Source organism: Deferrisoma camini S3R1, from assembly GCF_000526155.1.
Lineage (GTDB): Bacteria > Desulfobacterota > Deferrisomatia > Deferrisomatales > Deferrisomataceae > Deferrisoma > Deferrisoma camini.
The window spans coordinates 3187306-3204594 of the sequence record NZ_JAFN01000001.1; the positions used below are offsets into that span (position 1 = coordinate 3187306).

The following is a 17289-nucleotide window of genomic DNA, read 5'->3' on the forward strand; positions in this document are numbered from 1 at the left end:
CCCGCTTCCGGATACGGCATGCCCGGGGGAACCGGTACCTGGGGCGCGCGTCTACTTCCGGGGGATCTCCACCGCCAGGCGCTTGCGCCCCTTCTTCCGGCGCCGGGCCAGCACCTTGCGGCCGTTGCGGGTGGCCATGCGCGCCCGGAACCCGTGGGTGCGCTTTCGGCGGATGCGGCTGGGGTTGTAGGTCAGCTGCTGCATATGAAAACCTCCTCGGCGGTTCGCTCATGGCCGATCTCGAAACGGTTTCGGAAATGCGGAACCCTACGGCAGATTCCGTCCCGGCGTCAAGCCCCTTTTCCGCCCGGTCCGCGTACGTGCACGTGCCGTTCTGCCGGAGCCGATGTCGCTACTGCGCCTTCTACTCAGGCGAGTCCCCCGACCTGCGCGACGCGTACCTGCGCGGGGTGGAGGCCGAGGTGCACGCCTGGGGCGCCGGCGGCGGCGCCCTGGACACGGTGTACGTGGGGGGCGGCACGCCCCCCACCCTGGGCGCGGCCGGCCTGGGCCGGATCGTGGATGCTCTGGCCCGGGTCCGGGGCCTCGCCCGGGGCGCGGAGCTCACCGTGGAGGTGAACCCGGCGCAGGGGCTCCGGCTGGCCGACCTGCGGGCGATCGGGTTCACCCGGGTCTCGGTGGGGGTCCAGGCCCTGGACGAGGGATGGCTGGCCCGCCTCGGCCGGCGGCACGGCCCGGGTGGGGCCCTGGCCTGCCTGGAGGCGTGCCGGCGGGCCGGGTTCGCCTCGGTGTCGGCCGACCTCATCCTGGGCCTGCCGGGGTTGGACCCGGCGGCCGCGGCCGACTGGGCCGGAGAGTGCGTGGCGGCCGGGGCCGACCATCTCTCGGTGTACCTCCTGGAGATCCACCCCGGCACCCCCCTTGCCCGCGACGCGGCCGCCGGTCGGTTCCGGCCGGCCTCGGCCGAAGAGACCGTGGCCCAGTGGGAGGCGGTGGCCGAGCGGCTCGAACTCCTGGGTCTCTCTGCCTACGAGGTGTCGAACTTCGCCCGCCCGGAGGCCCGGTGCCGCCACAACCAACGCTACTGGGCCCAGGAAGCCTACCGCGGCCTCGGGCCCGGGGCCCACAGCTTCGACCCCGGCGCCGGGCCGTGGGGGACGCGGTGGGAGAACCGGCCGGACCTGAGGGCGTGGGCCCGGGCCGTGGGGGCCGGCCGGGTTCCGCCCCAGAGGGTGGATCGCCGCACCCGGGACGGCGCGCTCCTGGAGACCCTGTTCCTGTGGGCCCGGCGCCCCGCTCCCTGGCCCGGGGAGGCCCTGGCAGCTCTGGGGGTGGAAGCCTTGCGGGCCGAGCCCCTGCTCGCCGACCTGGAGGCGGCCGGCGACCTGGCCCCCTCGGGCCGGCCCACGCGCCAGGGCATGCTGCGGGCCGACGGCATCGCCCGGTGGCTGTGGGAGCGGCTCAAGAGCCGCCCGGCCGCCTAGCGGGCCGAAGGCCCCCGACCAACGACCAACGACCGAAGTCACCGGGAGGCCTCGTCAGGCCCCTGCGGGGCCGTACAACGGGCAAGGGTAACTTCCGTTGGTCCGGGGCCTTTACGCCGGAGGCATGGGGCCTGCTTCCGGCCGTGCGCGAGTGCAGCATCCGATCGCCGCGCCTTCGCATGCCGTTGCCGGAGCAGGCTGTTCGGGCGGCGACAGCGGAGGGCCCTGGAATTCGACGAAGCTACAGATGTTCGGGGGGCGCGGCGAGCCAAGGAGCCGCGCCCGGCTCTCCAGCAGACCCCATGCCCCACCGAGCGTTTGGCGGCGGTTCGGGGAAGCGGCCCGGCCGCCTAGCAGCCCAGCTGCCTAGCGGGCCGAAGGCCCCCGACCAACGACCGCAGGTTCCCCGTTCCTTGACTACCCCCGGACTCGTTGCTACGGTACGCCGCTAGCACTCCCAAGGGCGGAGTGCTAAGGCGGGAGAGCCATGACGGAAACGACGCTCAAGGATCGGGACGCGAGGATTCTCGGCGCGGTGGTGGAGGAGTTCGTCCACACCGCCGAGCCGGTGGGGTCGCGCAACCTGGTCAAAAAGTACCGGCTCGAGATCTCCCCGGCCACGGTGCGCAACGTGATGGCCGACCTGGAGGAGATGGGGTTCCTGTACCAGCCCCACACCTCGGCCGGCCGTCAGCCCACGGACCGGGGCTACCGCTACTACGTGGATCATCTCCTGCCGGGGCCCTCCCTGCCCTCGGGCCAGCGCCGGCGCCTGCGGCAGGGCATCCGGGACGCCGACCTGGATGCCTTGGAGAGCCTGCTCGAGGCCACCTCCCGGGTGCTCTCGCGGGTGGCCCACCAGGTGGGTCTGGTCGTGGCCCCCCGGATCGAGGTCCGGGTGTTCCGCCACGTGGACCTGGTGCTGCTCCGGCCGGGCCGGGTCCTGGTGATCCTGGTGACCCGGTCGGGGGTGGTCCACCACCGGGTGGTGGAGGCGCCCGAGGTCCGCAGCCAGGCCGAGCTGGAGAAGATGACCAACTACCTGAACGGCCTCCTGGAGGGGGTGCCCCTGGTGGCGGTTCGGGAGCGGATCCTGGCGGAGATGGAGAACGAGCGAGTCCAGTACGACCGGCTGCTGCGCCAGGCTCTGGAGCTGGGCTCGCGGGCCGTGGGCGCCGACGAGGACACCGGCCAGGTGTACGTGGGGGAGCCCCTGCGGATCTTGGAGCAGCCGGAGTTCCAGGACCTGGGCAAGATGCGCCAGCTGTTCGAGGCGTTCGAGCGCAAGGGGATCCTGCTGCGGATCCTGGACCGGGCCGTGGAGACTCCGGGCGTGCAGGTGTCCATCGGCTCCGAGAACCCGGTGGCCGACCTGCAGGGGTGCTCGGTGGTGGCCACGGCCTACGGCCGCGACGACCGGCCCATGGGGGCCCTCGGGGTGATCGGGCCCACCCGGATGCCCTACGGTGAGGTGATCGCCCTGGTGGAGTACGCGGCCCGGCTGCTGGGCCAGGCCCTGGAGCGGCTGTAGGTTCGAGAGCCGCCCGGCCGCCTAGCCCGCATTATTCATGAGCGTTCGTCGCGAAACCGTCGAGTGTGCGTCAGATCGGGGCAAGCGCAGCGCCGAGGGGCGCAGGCGTACTGGACGGTACGTCGAGCCCCGAGGCGCGAGCACGCCCCGAGATGGCGTGCAATCGGCGGTTGCAGCAGAAGGCTTCATGAATAATGCGGGCTAGCAGCCTAGTATCATGGTTCGCAAGTTCGTGCATTCCCGAGGGGGTGGGGCTGGGGGCCCCTCCTTCGCTGAACGGCCTCGCAGGGGCCGCCTCGGCGCGGTCCGCTGCGGCGCGTGAGGGCACGCGCCGCGGCCGCTCCCCTGGCGCCGGGCGGCCCGGGCTGCTCGGCCGTCGCGCTTCGTCGGGGCCCCCGGCCCCACCGCCGGGATGGATATACTTCTTTGTGGAACGGAAACACTAGCCGCCCAGCGGACCGGAGGCCCTGGCCGCCCAAACGAGAATCGGAGAGACCGGACATGACCGACACGAAGGACGAGGTGCGGACCGACACGGAAGAGCGGGCTGCCGCCCCTGACACCCCCCCGGGGGAGGGGGAGGCGCCCGAGGCCGCCGAGACCCAGGCCGGCCCGGACGAGGCCCGCGAGCCGTCGGCCGAGGAGCTGCTGGCCCGGCGCACGGCCGAGCTGGAGGAGGCCCAGAAGCGGGTCCTCTACCTGGCGGCCGAGCTGGAGAACTACAAGAAGAGGACGGAGAAGCGGCTCAAGGAGGCCGTGGAGTACGGCGCGGAAGGGCTGCTCAAGGATCTGCTGCCCGTGCTCGACAACCTGGAGCGGGCCGTGGATCACGCCCGCCAGACGGGGTCCGAGGGGTTCGAGGCCCTCCTGGAGGGCCTGGGGCACGTGCTCCAGCAGTTCCGGGACGCCTTGTCCCGGCACGGGGTGGAGCCGGTCCCGGGTGAGGGGGAGCCGTTCGATCCCTACGTGCACGAGGCCATGGCCCAGGTGCCCGGCGAGGAGAACGGCAAGGTCCACCAGGTCTTCGAGAAGGGCTACCGGCTGAAGGGGCGGCTGCTCCGACCCGCAAAGGTTGTGGTGACCAAGGTTGCCCCGCCCCAGGGCGATGGTTAAGGTACGCGCGCCCCGATCCGGGGCGGCGACCGACCGAACGAGAATCCTGATAGAGGAGGCAAACCCATGGGAAAGATCATCGGCATTGACCTGGGGACCACCAACAGCGTGGTGGCGGCGGTTCTGAACGGGGAGCCCACGGTCATCCCCAACGCGGAGGGCAGCCGGACCACCCCGAGCATGGCGGCCATCACCGAGGACGGCCAGCGGCTGGTGGGGCAGGCGGCCAAGCGACAGGCCGTGACCAACCCGGAGAACACGCTGTTCGCGATCAAGCGGCTGATCGGCCGCAAGTACACGGACCCCGAGGTGGAGAAGGACAAGAAGATGGTTCCCTACCAGATCGTGGAGGGGACCAACGGCGACGCCTGGGTGGAGGTGCGGGGCAAGAAGTACAGCCCGGCCGAGGTCTCGGCCTGGATCCTCCAGAAGATGAAGCAGACCGCCGAGGACTACCTGGGCGAGCCCGTGACCGAGGCGGTGATCACGGTGCCGGCCTACTTCAACGACAGCCAGCGCCAGGCCACCAAGGACGCCGGCCGGATCGCGGGGCTCGAGGTCAAGCGGATCATCAACGAGCCCACGGCCGCGGCCCTGGCCTACGGCCTGGACAAGGAGGGCGAGAAGAAGATCGCGGTGTTCGACCTGGGCGGCGGCACCTTCGACATCTCGATCCTCGAGCTCGGCGAAGGGGTGTTCGAGGTCAAGGCCACCAACGGCGACACCTTCCTGGGCGGCGAGGACTTCGACAAGCGGATCATCGACTACCTGGCCGACGAGTTCAAAAAGGAGCAGGGGGTGGACCTCCGCAACGATCCCATGGCCCTCCAGCGGCTCAAGGAGGCCGCCGAGAAGGCCAAGATGGAGCTGTCCACCATGACCGAGACCACGGTCAACCTGCCGTTCATCACGGCGGACCAGAGCGGGCCCAAGCACCTGAACATGCGGCTGACCCGGGCCAAGGTGGAGCAGCTGTGCGCCGACCTCCTGGACAAGCTGGAGCCCCCCTGCCGCCAGGCGCTCAAGGACGCGGGGCTGAGCTCCTCCCAGATCGACGACGTGATCCTGGTGGGCGGCATGACCCGGATGCCGGCCGTGCAGGAGCGGGTGGAGAAGATCTTCGGCAAGAAGCCCCACAAGGGCGTGAACCCCGACGAGGTGGTGGCCATCGGCGCCGCGATCCAGGCGGCGGTGCTGGCCGGCGAGATGAAGGACGTGCTGCTTCTGGACGTGACGCCCCTGAGCCTGGGCATCGAGACCCTGGGCGGGGTGTTCACCAAGATCATCGAGCGCAACACCACCATCCCGTGCCGGAAGAGCCAGATCTTCTCCACGGCCGAGGACAACCAGTCGGCCGTGTCGATCCACGTGCTCCAGGGCGAGCGGGAGATGGCCCGGGACAACAAGACCATCGGCCGGTTCGAGCTGGTGGGCATCCCGCCGGCCCCCCGGGGCGTGCCCCAGATCGAGGTCACCTTCGACATCGACGCCAACGGCATTCTGCACGTGTCGGCCAAGGACCTGGCCACCGGCAAGGAGCAGTCGATCGAGATCAAGGCCTCGTCCGGCCTGTCGGAGGAGGAGATCCAGCGAATGGTGCGGGAGGCCGAGGCCCACGCCGAGGAGGACCGGCGGCAGCGGGAGCTGGCCGAGGAGCGCAACCGGCTGGACGGCCTGGTGTACTCCACCGAGAAGAGCCTCAACGAGTTCGGCGACCAGCTCGACGCGGCCAACCGCGCGGACGTGGAGTCGGCCCTCGGCGAGGCCAAGGAGGCCCTGAAGGCGGACGACGTGGGCCGGATCAAGGCCGCGTTCGAGCGCCTGACCCAGGCCTCCCACAAGCTGGCCGAGGAGATGTACAAGCGCACCTCCGCGTCCCAGGCCGGCGCCGGGGCCGAGGCCCAGGCCGGTGGCTCGGAATCCTCGGGCGGCGGCGACGAGGGCGTGGTGGATGCCGACTTCGAAGAGGTGAAGTAACCGCACCGGCCGCGTAACGGTTGCCAGGGGACCCCTGCGGGGGTCCCCTGTTTCGTTCGCGGCGCGAGGCCCCCTCTTCCCCCTACCCCCCGGGGCGCCGGGGCGGCTACAATGTGTCCCTTGGTTTCCCCGTCCCCTACCCCCGTCCTGCCGAGAGGGCCGTGGCACGAGTGAACTACTACGAGATCCTGGGCATCCACCGCAACGCCAGCGCGGCCGAGATCAAGCAGGCCTTCCGCCAGCTGGCGCTGCGCTTCCACCCGGACCGCAATCCCGAGGACCCCGAGGCCGAGGCCCGGTTCAAGGAGATCGCCGAGGCCTACGAGGTGCTGTCCGATCCGGCCCGGCGGGCCGAGTACGACCGGGGCGGCCGGCCCTCGCCCGGGGCGTTCCGGACCCGGGAGACCGATCTGCGGGCCCAGGTGGACGAGCTGTTCCGCGAGATCTTCGGCGACGTGTTCGGCGGCCGGGGTCCCCGGGGCCCCCGGCCCCAGAGGGGCGCCGACCTGCGGTACCGCATCCAGCTGGACCTGGCCGAGGCGGTGGAGGGCGGGGTTCGCGACCTGGAGATCCCGGCCCGCAGCCTTTGCCGGTCGTGCGGGGGCACCGGCGCCCGGCCGGGCACCCCCCGGGTGGCCTGCCCCGAGTGCCGGGGCCACGGCACGGTCCGGTTCCAGCAGGGGTTCTTCCACGTGGAGCGCGAGTGCCCGGTGTGCGGCGGCGACGGCCGGGTTCCCGAGTCCCCGTGCGCGGCGTGCGAGGGCCGGGGCCAGCAGGAGGTGGTCCGGCGGCTCCAGGTCCGCATCCCGCCCGGGGTGCAGACCGGCGACCGGCTCCGGCTGGCCGGGGAGGGGGAGGCCGGACAGCACGGCGGCCCTCCCGGCGACCTGTACGTGGTGGTGGAGGTTCGGGAGCACCCGGTGTTCCGCCGGGAGGGCCGGGACCTGGTGTGCGAGGTTCCGGTCTCCTACGCCCAGGCCGCCTTGGGCGCGGACCTGGAGGTGCCCACCCTCGGCGGGGAGCGGGTTCGGGTGCGGATCCCCCCGGGCACCCAGCCGGGCGCCGAGTTCACGGTGCCGGGGCACGGGGTGCCCGCCCGGGGCGGGGGCCGGGGGAACCTCCGGGTGCGGATCCGGCTCGAGGTGCCCAAGGCCGTGCACGGCCGGGTTCGGGAGCTGGTGGAGCAGCTGGCCCGGCTCGAGGCCCAGGACCCCGACTCTCCCCAGGCCCGGTTCTGGCGCAGGGTGTCCGAGGGGGAATCCGGGTGAGGCCCCGGCGGTTCGTCTGGGTGGCCGTTGCCGCGGTCCTGACGGCCTGCGGCCGGCCCGCGGTGAGGCCCGAGCCTCCGGTTCCGCCGGTGCAGGTGCACCGGCGGGTGTTCGGTCCGCCCGCCCGCCCGGAGTCGCCGCCCTCGCCCCCTTCTTCGCCCGCCCGGCCCGAGGCGCGGGCCCCGTCCGTCCCTCCCCCGTCTCCTCCCCCGCCGGCCGAGGCTCCCCCTCCGGCCCCGGACCCCCTTGCCGAGGCCGAGGCCCGCATCTCCCAGGGGGAGTTCGATGCCGCCCTGGCCGCGTTGGAGGCTGCCGAGCCCACCCCCGAGGTCCTGCGGAGAAAGGGCGACGTGCTGGTCGCCCTGGGCCGCTACCCCGACGCGGTGGCGGCGTACGCGGCCGCGCTGCCCGAGGACGACGACGTGGCGGCCGAGCCCCTCAGGGCGCTGATCCGCAGCGTGCTCGACGCCATGGGCGCGGCCGACCTGGAGGCGGTGGCCCGGCGGTGCCCGTTCTGCCCCGAGGGCGGCTACGCCCGTCTGCGGCTGGCCCGCCTGGCCCTGGCCCAGGGGCAGACGGACCGGGCCCTGGAGCTCCTGTCGGACCTGGAGGCCGACTTCGCGGGCGAGCCGGTGGGCCGGGCGGCGGCCGCGCTGCGAGGCCGCATCGAGGCCCGCAAGGCCGTGTCGCCCGGCACCTACGGCCTACTGGTGCCCCTCACGGGCCCCTTGGCGCCGTTCGGCCGGCGGGTGCTCAGGGGGGCCGTTTTGGGCGCGGGGCTGTTCGGGCCGGAGGATCCGGGCGTTCGGCTGCTGGTGCGGGACACCCGGGCCGACCCCGAGACCGCTGCCGCGGCCGCAGAGGAGCTGGCCCGGGCCGGAGCCGTGGGCCTGGTGGGGCCGCTCAAGGGCGAGGCCGCCCGGCGGGCGGCCTCGGCGGCCCGTTCGGCGGGGGTGCCCCTGGTGGCCCTCACCCCGGCGGCCGGGGTGGCCGGCGACGGGTCCTACCGGTTGTACCTGCCCGAGGCCGAGGAGATGGCCGTGCTGGTGCGGTACGCGGTGCAGGGGCTGGGGCTGCGCACCTTCGCGATCCTCTACCCCGACACAAACACGGGGCGGTTGTACCGGGACCGGTTCTGGGACCGGGTGGTGGCCGAGGGCGGCGAGATCACCGGTGTGGAGGCGTTCGGCGGGGACCTGGCGTCGGCCAGCGAGGCCGTGGAGCGGCTCACGGGGGTGTACGGGCTCACCCCGGAGGAGCTCCGGGCCCGGTTCCTGGAGGAGGAACGGCTCCGCCTGGCCCGCGAGCGGGAGCTGTGGGAGGCCCTGGGCGTCACCCCGGCCGAGGCGGGCGAGCCGGACGCCGCCATCCAGGTGGACGAGCAGCGCCTGGCCGAGTACAAACCCCGGCCCATCGTGGACTTCGACGCGGTGTTCCTGCCGGCTCCGGCCCTGACCGCGGCCCAGGTGGCGCCGCTGCTGGCGTTCCACGACGTGGAGGACGTGGTCCTGCTGGGGATCCGGGCCTGGAACTTCCCCGGGTTCGTGGAGGTGGGCGGCGACGCCGTGGAGGGGGCGGTGTTCGCGGCCGAGTTCCATCCGGACCGGCCGGCGAGCCGGGCCTTTGCCGAGGCCTACCGGCGGGCCTACGGCGAGACGCCGGGGGTGCTCGAGGCCTACGCCCACGACGCCCTGGCCCTGGTGGTGGCCGGCGGGGCCGAGGAGACCCGCCCCGCCCTGGCCGCCCGGCTGGCCGGGGCGGCCGCGTTCCCCGGGGTGCTGGGGCCGATCACCGCCACCGGTGGGGACCTGTGGGCCCCCCCCGCTCTTCTGACCGTCCGTCGGGGCCGCATCGTGCCGGTGGAGGAGCCCCCCACGGACCTTTCGTTGCCGAGGAATCCATGACCGAGCTGCCCCGTTTCCACCGCCTGAGCAACGGGTTCGAGGTGCTCGTGCTCCCCAACCGGGCCGCGCCGGTGGTGGCCATGGACCTGTGGATCCGGGCCGGAAGCGCGTGCGAGGAGCCCGGCCAGGGGGGGCTGGCCCACCTGGTGGAGCACATGCTGTTCAAGGGCACCGAGCGGCGGGGCCCCGGCGCGATCGCGGCCGAGGTCGAGGGCGTGGGAGGCGAGATCAACGCCTTCACCAGTTTCGACCACACGGTGTACACCCTGGTGCTTGCGAGCCGGTTCACGGAGCTGGGGCTCGACATCCTGGCCGACGCCGTGTTCCGGTCGCGGTTCGACTCCGAGGAGCTGGAGCGGGAGAAACGGGTGGTGCTCGAGGAGATCAAACGGGGCCGCGACCACCCGCAGCTCCGGCTGTCCCGGCTTCTGTTCCAGGAGGCCTACCGGGTGCACCCCTACGGCCGGCCGGTGATCGGCACGGAGCAGACCGTGCGGTCCTTCGGGCCCGACCACTGCCGGGCCTTCGTGGCCCGGTGGTACCGGCCGGCCAACATGACCCTGGTGGTGGCCGGCGACGTGGACGAGGGGGCCCTGCTGGTCTGGGTGGAGCGGTGGTTCGGGGGAGGCCGGCGGGGCCGGCCCCGGCCCCCGGCCCGGCCCCGCGAGCCCCGGCCCGACGGGCTGCGGGTGCGGTTCGAGGACCGGGAGCTGACCGAGGTCTACCTGAGCGCGGCCTTCCCCGGCCCCTCGGCCCGGGCCCGGGACGTGGCGGCGGTGGACCTGCTCGCCGCCGTGCTGGGCCAGGGGGAGGCCTCCCGCCTCCAGCACCGGGTCAAGCTCGAGCGCAACCTGGTCCGGGTGGTGGGCGCCGGGGCGTACACCCCCCGCGACCCGGGCTTGGTGTACCTGTCGGCCGTGGCCGACCCCGAGCGGGTGGCCGAGGCGTTCGAGGCCGTGCTCCACGAGACCTTCCGTCTGCGCCACGAGCCGGTGGGGGCCCGGGAGCTGGATCGGGCCCGGCTCAACCTGGAGGCCGAGTTCGTGTACCAGCGCGAGACCGTGCAGGGCCAGGCGGAGAAGGCGGGGTTCTTCCACCTGGTGCTGGGCGACGCCGCGGCCGAGCAGGCCTACCTGGAGCAGCTCCGGGCCGTGGGCCCGGCCGAGGTGCAGGCCGCGGCCCGCCGGTACCTGCGGCCCGAGCGGGCCGTGGTGGTGGCCCTGGGGCCGTCCGGGGTTCCCGGATGGGACGGGGCTGCCGCGGCCCGGATCGTCCGGGGGGCGGCCGAGGCCAGCCGGCGGATCCACCGCCGCAGCACGGCGGTGCGGCGCCAGTGGGTGTGCCACACCCTGGCCAACGGCGCCCGGGTGATCGTGAAGGTGAACCCCCAGGTCCCCCTGGTGGCCCTGCGGGCCGGATTCCTGGGGGGCCTGCGGCAGGAGCCGGCGTCCCAGGCCGGGGCGTTCCACCTGCTGGCCCGGTCCTGGACCCGCGGAACGGCGTCGCGCAACGTGTTTGACATCGCCCACGCCGTGGACGCCCTAGGCGGGGACGTGGAGGGGTTCTCGGGCCGCAACTCGTTCGGCCTGCGGGCCGAGTTCCTGTCGCGCTACCTGGAGGACGGCCTGGAGCTGGTGGCCGAGATCCTGACCCACCCCACCTTCCCGGAGGAGGAGGTGGCCAAGGCCCGGGAGGACGCGGTGGCCGGCCTGCGGGCCCGGCGGGACAACCCCTCGGGGTTTGCCTTCCGGCGGTTCGAAGCGGCCCTGTACGGGGGGCACCCGTTCGGCCGGGACGTGCTGGGCACCGAGGAGGCCCTGGCCGGGCTCACGGCGGCAGACCTCCGGGCCCTGTACCGGGCCGCGGTGCGGCCCGAGAACCTGGCCGTGGCCGTGGTGGGCCGGGTGTCGCCCGACCGGGTGATCGAGTTCTGGGAGCGGGCCCTGGAGGACCTGGCGCCCAAGGGCGAACTGCCCCCCTCGCCCGGTTCACCGGCCCCGCCCGCCGGAGCCCAGGTCCGGCGGGAGCCGTCGCCGTTCGAGCAGGCCCACGTGGTGGTGGGGTTCCTGGGGGCCCGGATCACCGACGCGGACCGCTACGCCCTGCGGGTGGTGGACTCGATCCTGAGCGGCCAGGGCGGGCGGCTGTTCCGGAGGCTCCGGGACGAACGGGGCCTGGCTTACGCGGTCACCAGCGTGTGCGTGGAGGGCCTCGACCCCGGCTACATCGCGGGGTACATCGCCACCGCGCCCGAGCACGCCGAGGAGGCCCGGCAGGGGCTGCTGGAGGAGATGGCCCGGTTGGCCCACACCCCGCCCGACCCGGACGAGCTGGACCGGGCCCGGCGAAAGCTGGTGGGCGCGTTCGAGATCGCGCTCCAGTCCAACCAGGTCCAGGCCACCCAGATGGCCCTGGACGAGGTCTACGGGCTGGGCTACCGCTCCCTGGAGACCTTCGCCCAGCGGGTCATGGCCGTGGACGCCGAGGCCGTGCAGCGGGTCGCCGCCCGGTACCTGCGTCCCGAGGCGTCGGTCAGCGTGGTGCTCGGAGGCGGTGGTTGAGGCGCGGTGCGCGGCCGGTACGCTGGGTTTTCGTGGTCGTCGGGGCCGTCGCGGTGGGGTTGGGGATCGTGGGGATCTTCGTCCCGCTGCTTCCCACCGTTCCGCTGTTCCTTCTGGCCGCTGCGTGCTTCGCTCGAGGTTCGGAGCGCCTGCATCGGTGGCTCGTGGAGCACCGTCACCTGGGGCCGGTGATCCGGGCTTACGGCCGCGGCCGGGTGCCCCGGCGGGCCCGGAACCGGGCGCTTATGCTGATCTGGCTCACGATCCCCTTGACCGCCTTCCTGGCGGTCCGGGCTCCTTGGCTGCGCGCGGGGCTCCTGGGGGTGGGGGCCGCGGTGTCCGTCTACCTCCTGCGGCTTCCGCTGGAGGAGGCCTCAACTCCTGGGGAGGACGGGCCGATTCAGGAGGGGTGACCCGCCGGGTCGTTCTTTCCTACGGGGAGGGGGCATGGGGTCCGTGACCGAACCGATTTCCGTCCAAGACCTGATCCGTTCCATTCACGCGGTCCTCGTGGTGTTCGACCCGGAGGGCCGGGTCCGGCTGTGGAACCCCGCGGCGGAGCAGTCCCTGGCGTTGGAGGAAGGGGCCGGGCCCGAGCGGGTGGCCGAGCGGCTGGGGCCCGAGGTGGCCGCGGCCGTGCGCACCGCCCTGGCCCGCGGCGCCTCGGTGCGGGTGGACGAGGTCTCCCTCGAGGTGGGGGGCCGGCCGCGCACCTTCGGGTTCACGGTGTCGCCGATCCGGGCCGACGACGGCCCGGCCGGGGCGGTGCTCACGGGCCGCGACATCACCAGCCGGGTCCGGCTGGCGTCCACCCTGGAGGACCTGACCCGCCGGGCCGACCGGGAGTCGGCCCTGCGCCGGCTCGTGCACGAGCTGCGCACCCCCCTCAACTCGATCCTGGGAACCGCCCAGTACCTGGAGCTGATCACCGAGCCGCAGGCGCCCCCCCGCCGGTACGCCCGGCTGATCGCGGACGAGGCCTCCCGGCTCTCCCGGCTGCTCGACGGGGTGGACGAGCTCCGCCAGGCCCGGGCCGTTCGACTGCGGGCGGCCGATCCCCTGCCGGCCGTGCGGCGGGCCGTGGAGGTCATGGCGCCCCTGGCCGACGAGGCCGGGGTGCGGCTGGAGACCGACCTGCCCCCTTCGTTGCCCCCGGTGTCCCACGACCCCGACCGGCTGGAGGAGGTCGTTCTGAACCTGGCGCAGAACGCGGTGGAGGCGGCCGGGGCGGGCGGTACGGTACGGGTCGCGGCCGGGGCCGATCCCGAGGAGGTGTGGATCGCGGTGGAGGACGACGGGCCCGGGGTGCCCGACGAGATCCGGCCCCGCCTGTTCCAGCCGTTCGTGTCGGGCAAGCCCGGCCGGGGCCGGGGGCTCGGCCTGGCCCTGTGTCGGGAGATCGTCGAGGAGCACGGGGGCGAGATCGTGTATGAGCCGCCCCCGGGCCGAGGGGCCCGCTTCCGGGTCCGCCTGCCACGGCCATGACCGCGGCCCGTTCCGAGGCCCTGCGTCGGCTCGAAGACCTGCTGGCCGGCCGGGTCCGGGTGCCGGCCGAGGCCCTGGACCGCCTGCTGGCCGCCCTGATCCAGCGGGCCGGCCCGGAGGGCCTGCAGGCCGTCGGGCTGCACCTGGTGCGGGAGCCCGATCCCCGCAGGGCGGCGCTCCTGATCGACAGCCTTCCCCCTTCCCTGGTGGAGCCCCTGATCCCCTACCTGGTCGAGGGGGTGGTGAAGAGCCCCACCCTGCCCCGGGGGCTCGCGACCGTCCGGGCCCTCGGGGGCCTGGGCAGTCCCGCGGCCCACCGGGCCCTGACCGACATCGAGGCCAAGGTGCCCCACCCCGCCCTTCGGGCCGCGGCCGCGGCCCGAAGGGCGGAGATCGAGACCGCCCACCCGGCCCGGTACGTGTGGCTGCCCCGGTTGGCCGCGGGGGGCGAGGTCGAGGCCGCCGAGGAGATCCGACGGGGCCTGCGGGAGGCCCCCGATCCCGACCTGGAGACCCTGCTCCTGGCCGTGTGGCCCCAGCTGGAGGGGCCGGCCCGGCAGGTGGCCCTCGACGTCCTGGCCGAGAGGGGCACCGAGGTCTCGTACCGGGCCCTGCGGGAGGCCTGGAGGCCGGAGGCGCGGGACGGCGGGGCGATCCTGGGGGCCCTGGCCGGCATCGTGGGGAGACACCCTGCCCTGGCCCAGGCCGACCGGGCGTTCTGGGCCAGGGCCCTGGAGGGGGCCCTGGACGACCCGGCCGTGGGGGGGGCCCTGGCGGCCTTGGCCTGTGCCGGCACCCAGCCGCCGGACGCCCGGCTGCTGGGCCGGATGCTGGCGTCGTCGGTGGAGGCGGTGCGCCGCCGGGCCGAGGAGTGCCTGGTGCGGTGGCCGGTGGCGGAGCTGGCGGAGCCCCTGCGGGCCCTGCTCCCCCGGGTGGGCGAGGCCGAGGCGGTCCGGGTGCTCCAGGCCCTGGAGAAACAGGACGCCGGCCGCACCCTGGAGGCCTGGGCCTCCGATCCCGATCCCGGCCGGCGCACCGCGGCGGCCCGGGCGGCCCTGGCCTGCGGCCGGGACGACCTGTGGGGCCGGCTTTTGGCCGACCCCGACCCCCGGGTGGCGCTGGCCTCGGCCTCGGCCCTGGGGGAGGCCGAGCCCCGGACCCTGCTGGCCATCGAGGGCGCGCTCGCCGCGTCCCCCGTGCCGCTGGTGGTGAAGACCCTGTGCGAGTACCTGGCGGAGCACGGCGACGCCAGCTCCGGGGACGCCCTGGCCGGGTGTCTGGTGCGGGAGCCCTGGCGGGCGGCCCCTGCGGCCCGGGCCCTGGCCCGGCTGCGGCAGCGGGGCGTGCTCTCCTGGGAGTTTCTGTCCGACGGGGCGCGGGAGGCGGTGGGCCGTGCGGCCGCCGACCTGCCCCTCGAGGGGCCGGCCCTGGCCCTGTGGGGGGCCCTGATCGAAGACCTGCCGGTGGAGGTGCTCCAGACCCTCCGGGACCGGCTCCAGGCGGCGACCCAGGGCGAGACGCGGGCCCGGCCCAAGGCCACCCTGCTCCAGGCGGTGTACCTGGCGGTGGTGGGCCGGCTCCAGGTGCTGCGCACGGCGGAGCGGTGCCGCGAGGAGGCCGAGGCGCTGCTGGCCAAGCTCGAGACCGGCCGGATCCGGTCCGACCAGGTGGGGGCGCTGGCCCGGTGCTGGGTCCGGCCCGACGTCACGTTTCCCGAGGACCTGTCGGCCCGGGTGGAGGCGTTCCTGCTGGGGGTGGCCGAGGACCGGCACGCCCACGTGGGGGCCCGGGTGGAGGCGGTGCGGGCCCTGGGCTGCCGGGGGTCGGCCCGCTGCATTCCGGCGCTGGTGCGGCTGCGGCGCAACCCCCTCACGGCCCTGGCCGACACCGCGCGGGAGGCCCTGGCCGAGGTGGCCCGCCGCAACCCGGCCGCCGAGGTGGTGTCGCCGGCCGGGGACGAAGGGGGGCCGACCGTGCTGCTGGTGGAGGACGAGGCTTCGGTGCGCGACGTGTACGCCCGATACCTGCTGGAGAAGGGGTTCTCGCCCCTGCCCGCCGGCGACGGTCTCCAGGCCCTGGACCTGATCGAGAAGCTCCCGGTCGATCTGGTGGTGCTCGACCTGGAGCTGCCCCGGCTGGACGGGTTCGGGGTGCTCGAGGCCCTGGCGCGCCGCCGCCGTCGGCCGCCCGTGGTGGTGGTCACGGCCCACGGCGACCGGGCCACGGTGCTGCGGGCCGTGCGCCTGGGGGCCGACGACGTGGTGGTGAAGCCGGTGGACCTGGAGGCCCTGGTGGAGCGGATCGGCCGGCTCCTGGCCCGATGAGCACCGCGCGGCCGGTTGTGTTTTCGGCCCCGCCCGCTAGAATGCGGACGGTTTCACTCTCGCTGGACCCCATCGACCGGAGGTTCCCATGCCCCGAGTTCACTGGATCGGCGAACCGGACCCGGACGGCCGGGCCCTGGTGCTCCTCCACGGCGCCGGCGGCGTCCACCGCCTGTGGCTGCCGGTGTGGCAGCGGCTCCGGGCCCGGGGCATTCCGGCCGTGGCCGCGGACCTGCCCGGCCACGGCCGGTCCGCGCCGCCGGACGAGTGGTCGGTGGAGGGGCTCGCCGCGGCCGTGGCCGCAGGGCTTCGCCAGGGGGGCGTGGCCGCCTATGCCGTGGCCGGCCACTCCCTGGGCGGTGCCGTGGCCCTGACCCTCGCGGCCCAGGGGGCGGAAACGGTCCTGGGCCTGGCCGCGGTGGCCACGGGCGCCCGGCTGGCCGTGAACCCGGCGATCCTCGAGGGGCTGCGGACCGCGTTCGGCCCCACGGTCGAACGGATCGCCCGCTGGTGCTACCCCCGGGGAACCCCGGAGGAGGTGTGGCGCGAGGCGGTCCCGACCCTGTCCGAGGCCGGCCCCGACGTGCTCCTGGCCGACCTCCAGGCCTGCCAGCGCTACGGGCTACCCCCCGACGTCCTGGCCCGGATCCGGGTGCCCGCGGCCGTGGTGTGCGGTGACCAGGACGCCATGACCCCCCCTGAGCTGTCCCGGGAGCTGGCTGGTGCCGTGGCCGGCGCCCGGCTCTGCCTGGTGCCCGGTGCCGGGCACATGGTGATCCTCCAGGCCCCGGACGAGGTGGCCGACGCCCTGGCCGAGCTGTGGGAGGCGGCGGCGTGATCTTCTTCCCCTTGGCCCTGGTGTTCGCCCTGGTGCTGTTCCTCCTGGGCCTGTTCGTGCTGGCCTTGGTCCAGGTGGGGCTGATCGGGGCGGCGTTCGCCAAGCTGGGGCTCCCGCCCCAGGCCGTGCCCCTGGTGCTCTTGGGCAGCCTGTTGGGCAGCGGGATCAACATCCCGGTGCGGCGGATCCAGGCCCCGGCCCGGCCGGTCCAGCTGGACCTGCTGGCCCTGGGGTTCCGGTTCCGGTTCCCGGGGCTGCCCCTGCGCCAGGAGACCGTGCTGGCCGTCAACCTGGGCGGGGCCGTGATCCCCACCCTGGTGTCCCTGTACCTCCTGGGCCGGGCCGGGTCGCCCTGGGGGTACCTGGCGGCCACGGCCGCCGTGACCTGGGTGGTCCACCGGTTCGCCCGGCCGGTGCCGGGGTTCGGCATCGCGGTGCCCCTGCTCGTGCCCCCGGCCGCGGCCGCGATCGCGGCCCTCTTGTTCAGCCCGGCCGAGGCCGGCCCGGCGGCCTACGTGGCCGGCACCCTGGGGTGCCTGCTCGGCGCGGATCTGCTGAACCTCCCCAAGATCGCCCGCCTGGGCGCGCCGGTGGCCTCCATCGGCGGCGCCGGCACCTTCGACGGGGTGTTCCTCTCGGGCGTGATCGCCGTGTTCCTGGCGGGCTGACGGCCCGGCCGGCTCCTCCCCCCCACGGCTGCCTCTCGGATCGTGGGGCCTGCTGGAGAGCCGGCCGCCGGCGTTTCAGGGATCAGCAACAGAATCCAGCTTCCATAGGCCGCGAGGCGGCCTGTTTGCGAAGAAATAACTCGACCCGACCCCCGCACAGTTTCGGCGGTGGGGC

At 74.4% G+C, this 17289-nt stretch carries 13 protein-coding genes; 12 read left to right on the forward strand and 1 reads right to left on the reverse strand.

Annotation, left to right across the window (positions count from 1 at the left end; all coding sequences use genetic code 11):
* Positions 1–51: 51 nt before the first annotated feature.
* Positions 52–204 (reverse strand): 50S ribosomal protein L34, encoded by a 153-nt coding sequence (gene rpmH, locus DEFCA_RS0114075; protein ID WP_025323655.1) that lies wholly within the window; start codon positions 202–204, stop codon positions 52–54.
* 116 nt (positions 205–320) lie between these two features.
* On the opposite strand from rpmH, the gene DEFCA_RS0114080 reads away from it, so the two are divergent.
* The 12 genes from DEFCA_RS0114080 (at position 321) to DEFCA_RS0114135 (ending at position 17114) form a co-directional block, all read left to right on the forward strand.
* Positions 321–1445, forward strand: a complete 1125-nt coding sequence (locus DEFCA_RS0114080) for a coproporphyrinogen-III oxidase family protein (RefSeq protein WP_051463258.1) — start codon at positions 321–323, stop codon at positions 1443–1445.
* A gap of 487 nt (positions 1446–1932) precedes the next feature.
* Positions 1933–2976, forward strand: coding sequence for a heat-inducible transcriptional repressor HrcA (hrcA, locus tag DEFCA_RS0114085; RefSeq protein ID WP_025323657.1), 1044 nt, complete (start codon positions 1933–1935; stop codon positions 2974–2976).
* A gap of 501 nt (positions 2977–3477) precedes the next feature.
* The gene (locus DEFCA_RS0114090) at positions 3478–4089 is read left to right on the forward strand and encodes a nucleotide exchange factor GrpE (protein WP_025323658.1); all 612 of its coding nucleotides are present in this window, start codon (positions 3478–3480) and stop codon (positions 4087–4089) included.
* 66 nt (positions 4090–4155) lie between these two features.
* A complete protein-coding gene (gene dnaK, locus DEFCA_RS0114095) occupies positions 4156–6066 on the forward strand; it encodes a molecular chaperone DnaK (protein ID WP_025323659.1) in 1911 nt (636 codons plus the stop codon).
* 161 nt (positions 6067–6227) lie between these two features.
* Positions 6228–7334, forward strand: a complete 1107-nt coding sequence (gene dnaJ / locus DEFCA_RS0114100) for a molecular chaperone DnaJ (protein WP_025323660.1) — start codon at positions 6228–6230, stop codon at positions 7332–7334.
* Positions 7331–9238: a penicillin-binding protein activator gene (locus DEFCA_RS0114105; protein WP_025323661.1), complete on the forward strand. Its 1908-nt coding sequence runs from the start codon at positions 7331–7333 to the stop codon at positions 9236–9238. The genes dnaJ and DEFCA_RS0114105 overlap by 4 nt, the downstream gene beginning before the upstream one ends.
* Entirely contained in the window at positions 9235–11799 is a 2565-nt protein-coding gene (locus DEFCA_RS0114110) for a M16 family metallopeptidase (RefSeq protein WP_029734112.1), read from the forward strand. The genes DEFCA_RS0114105 and DEFCA_RS0114110 overlap by 4 nt, the downstream gene beginning before the upstream one ends.
* The gene (locus tag DEFCA_RS0114115) at positions 11796–12212 is read left to right on the forward strand and encodes a YbaN family protein (RefSeq protein WP_025323663.1); all 417 of its coding nucleotides are present in this window, start codon (positions 11796–11798) and stop codon (positions 12210–12212) included. Before DEFCA_RS0114110 ends, DEFCA_RS0114115 begins: the two co-directional genes overlap by 4 nt.
* Before the next feature lie 43 nt (positions 12213–12255).
* Positions 12256–13284 carry a two-component system sensor histidine kinase NtrB gene (locus DEFCA_RS24310; RefSeq protein WP_169709593.1) on the forward strand — a complete coding sequence of 343 codons (1029 nt, stop codon included), beginning with the start codon at positions 12256–12258 and terminating at the stop codon, positions 13282–13284.
* Complete coding sequence (locus tag DEFCA_RS20885; RefSeq protein WP_025323665.1) at positions 13281–15608, forward strand: response regulator; 2328 nt, start codon at positions 13281–13283, stop codon at positions 15606–15608. Before DEFCA_RS24310 ends, DEFCA_RS20885 begins: the two co-directional genes overlap by 4 nt.
* Before the next feature lie 88 nt (positions 15609–15696).
* Positions 15697–16446: an alpha/beta fold hydrolase gene (locus tag DEFCA_RS0114130; RefSeq protein ID WP_025323666.1), complete on the forward strand. Its 750-nt coding sequence runs from the start codon at positions 15697–15699 to the stop codon at positions 16444–16446.
* Positions 16443–17114: a DUF1614 domain-containing protein gene (locus DEFCA_RS0114135; RefSeq protein ID WP_025323667.1), complete on the forward strand. Its 672-nt coding sequence runs from the start codon at positions 16443–16445 to the stop codon at positions 17112–17114. Before DEFCA_RS0114130 ends, DEFCA_RS0114135 begins: the two co-directional genes overlap by 4 nt.
* Positions 17115–17289: the final 175 nt, after the last annotated feature.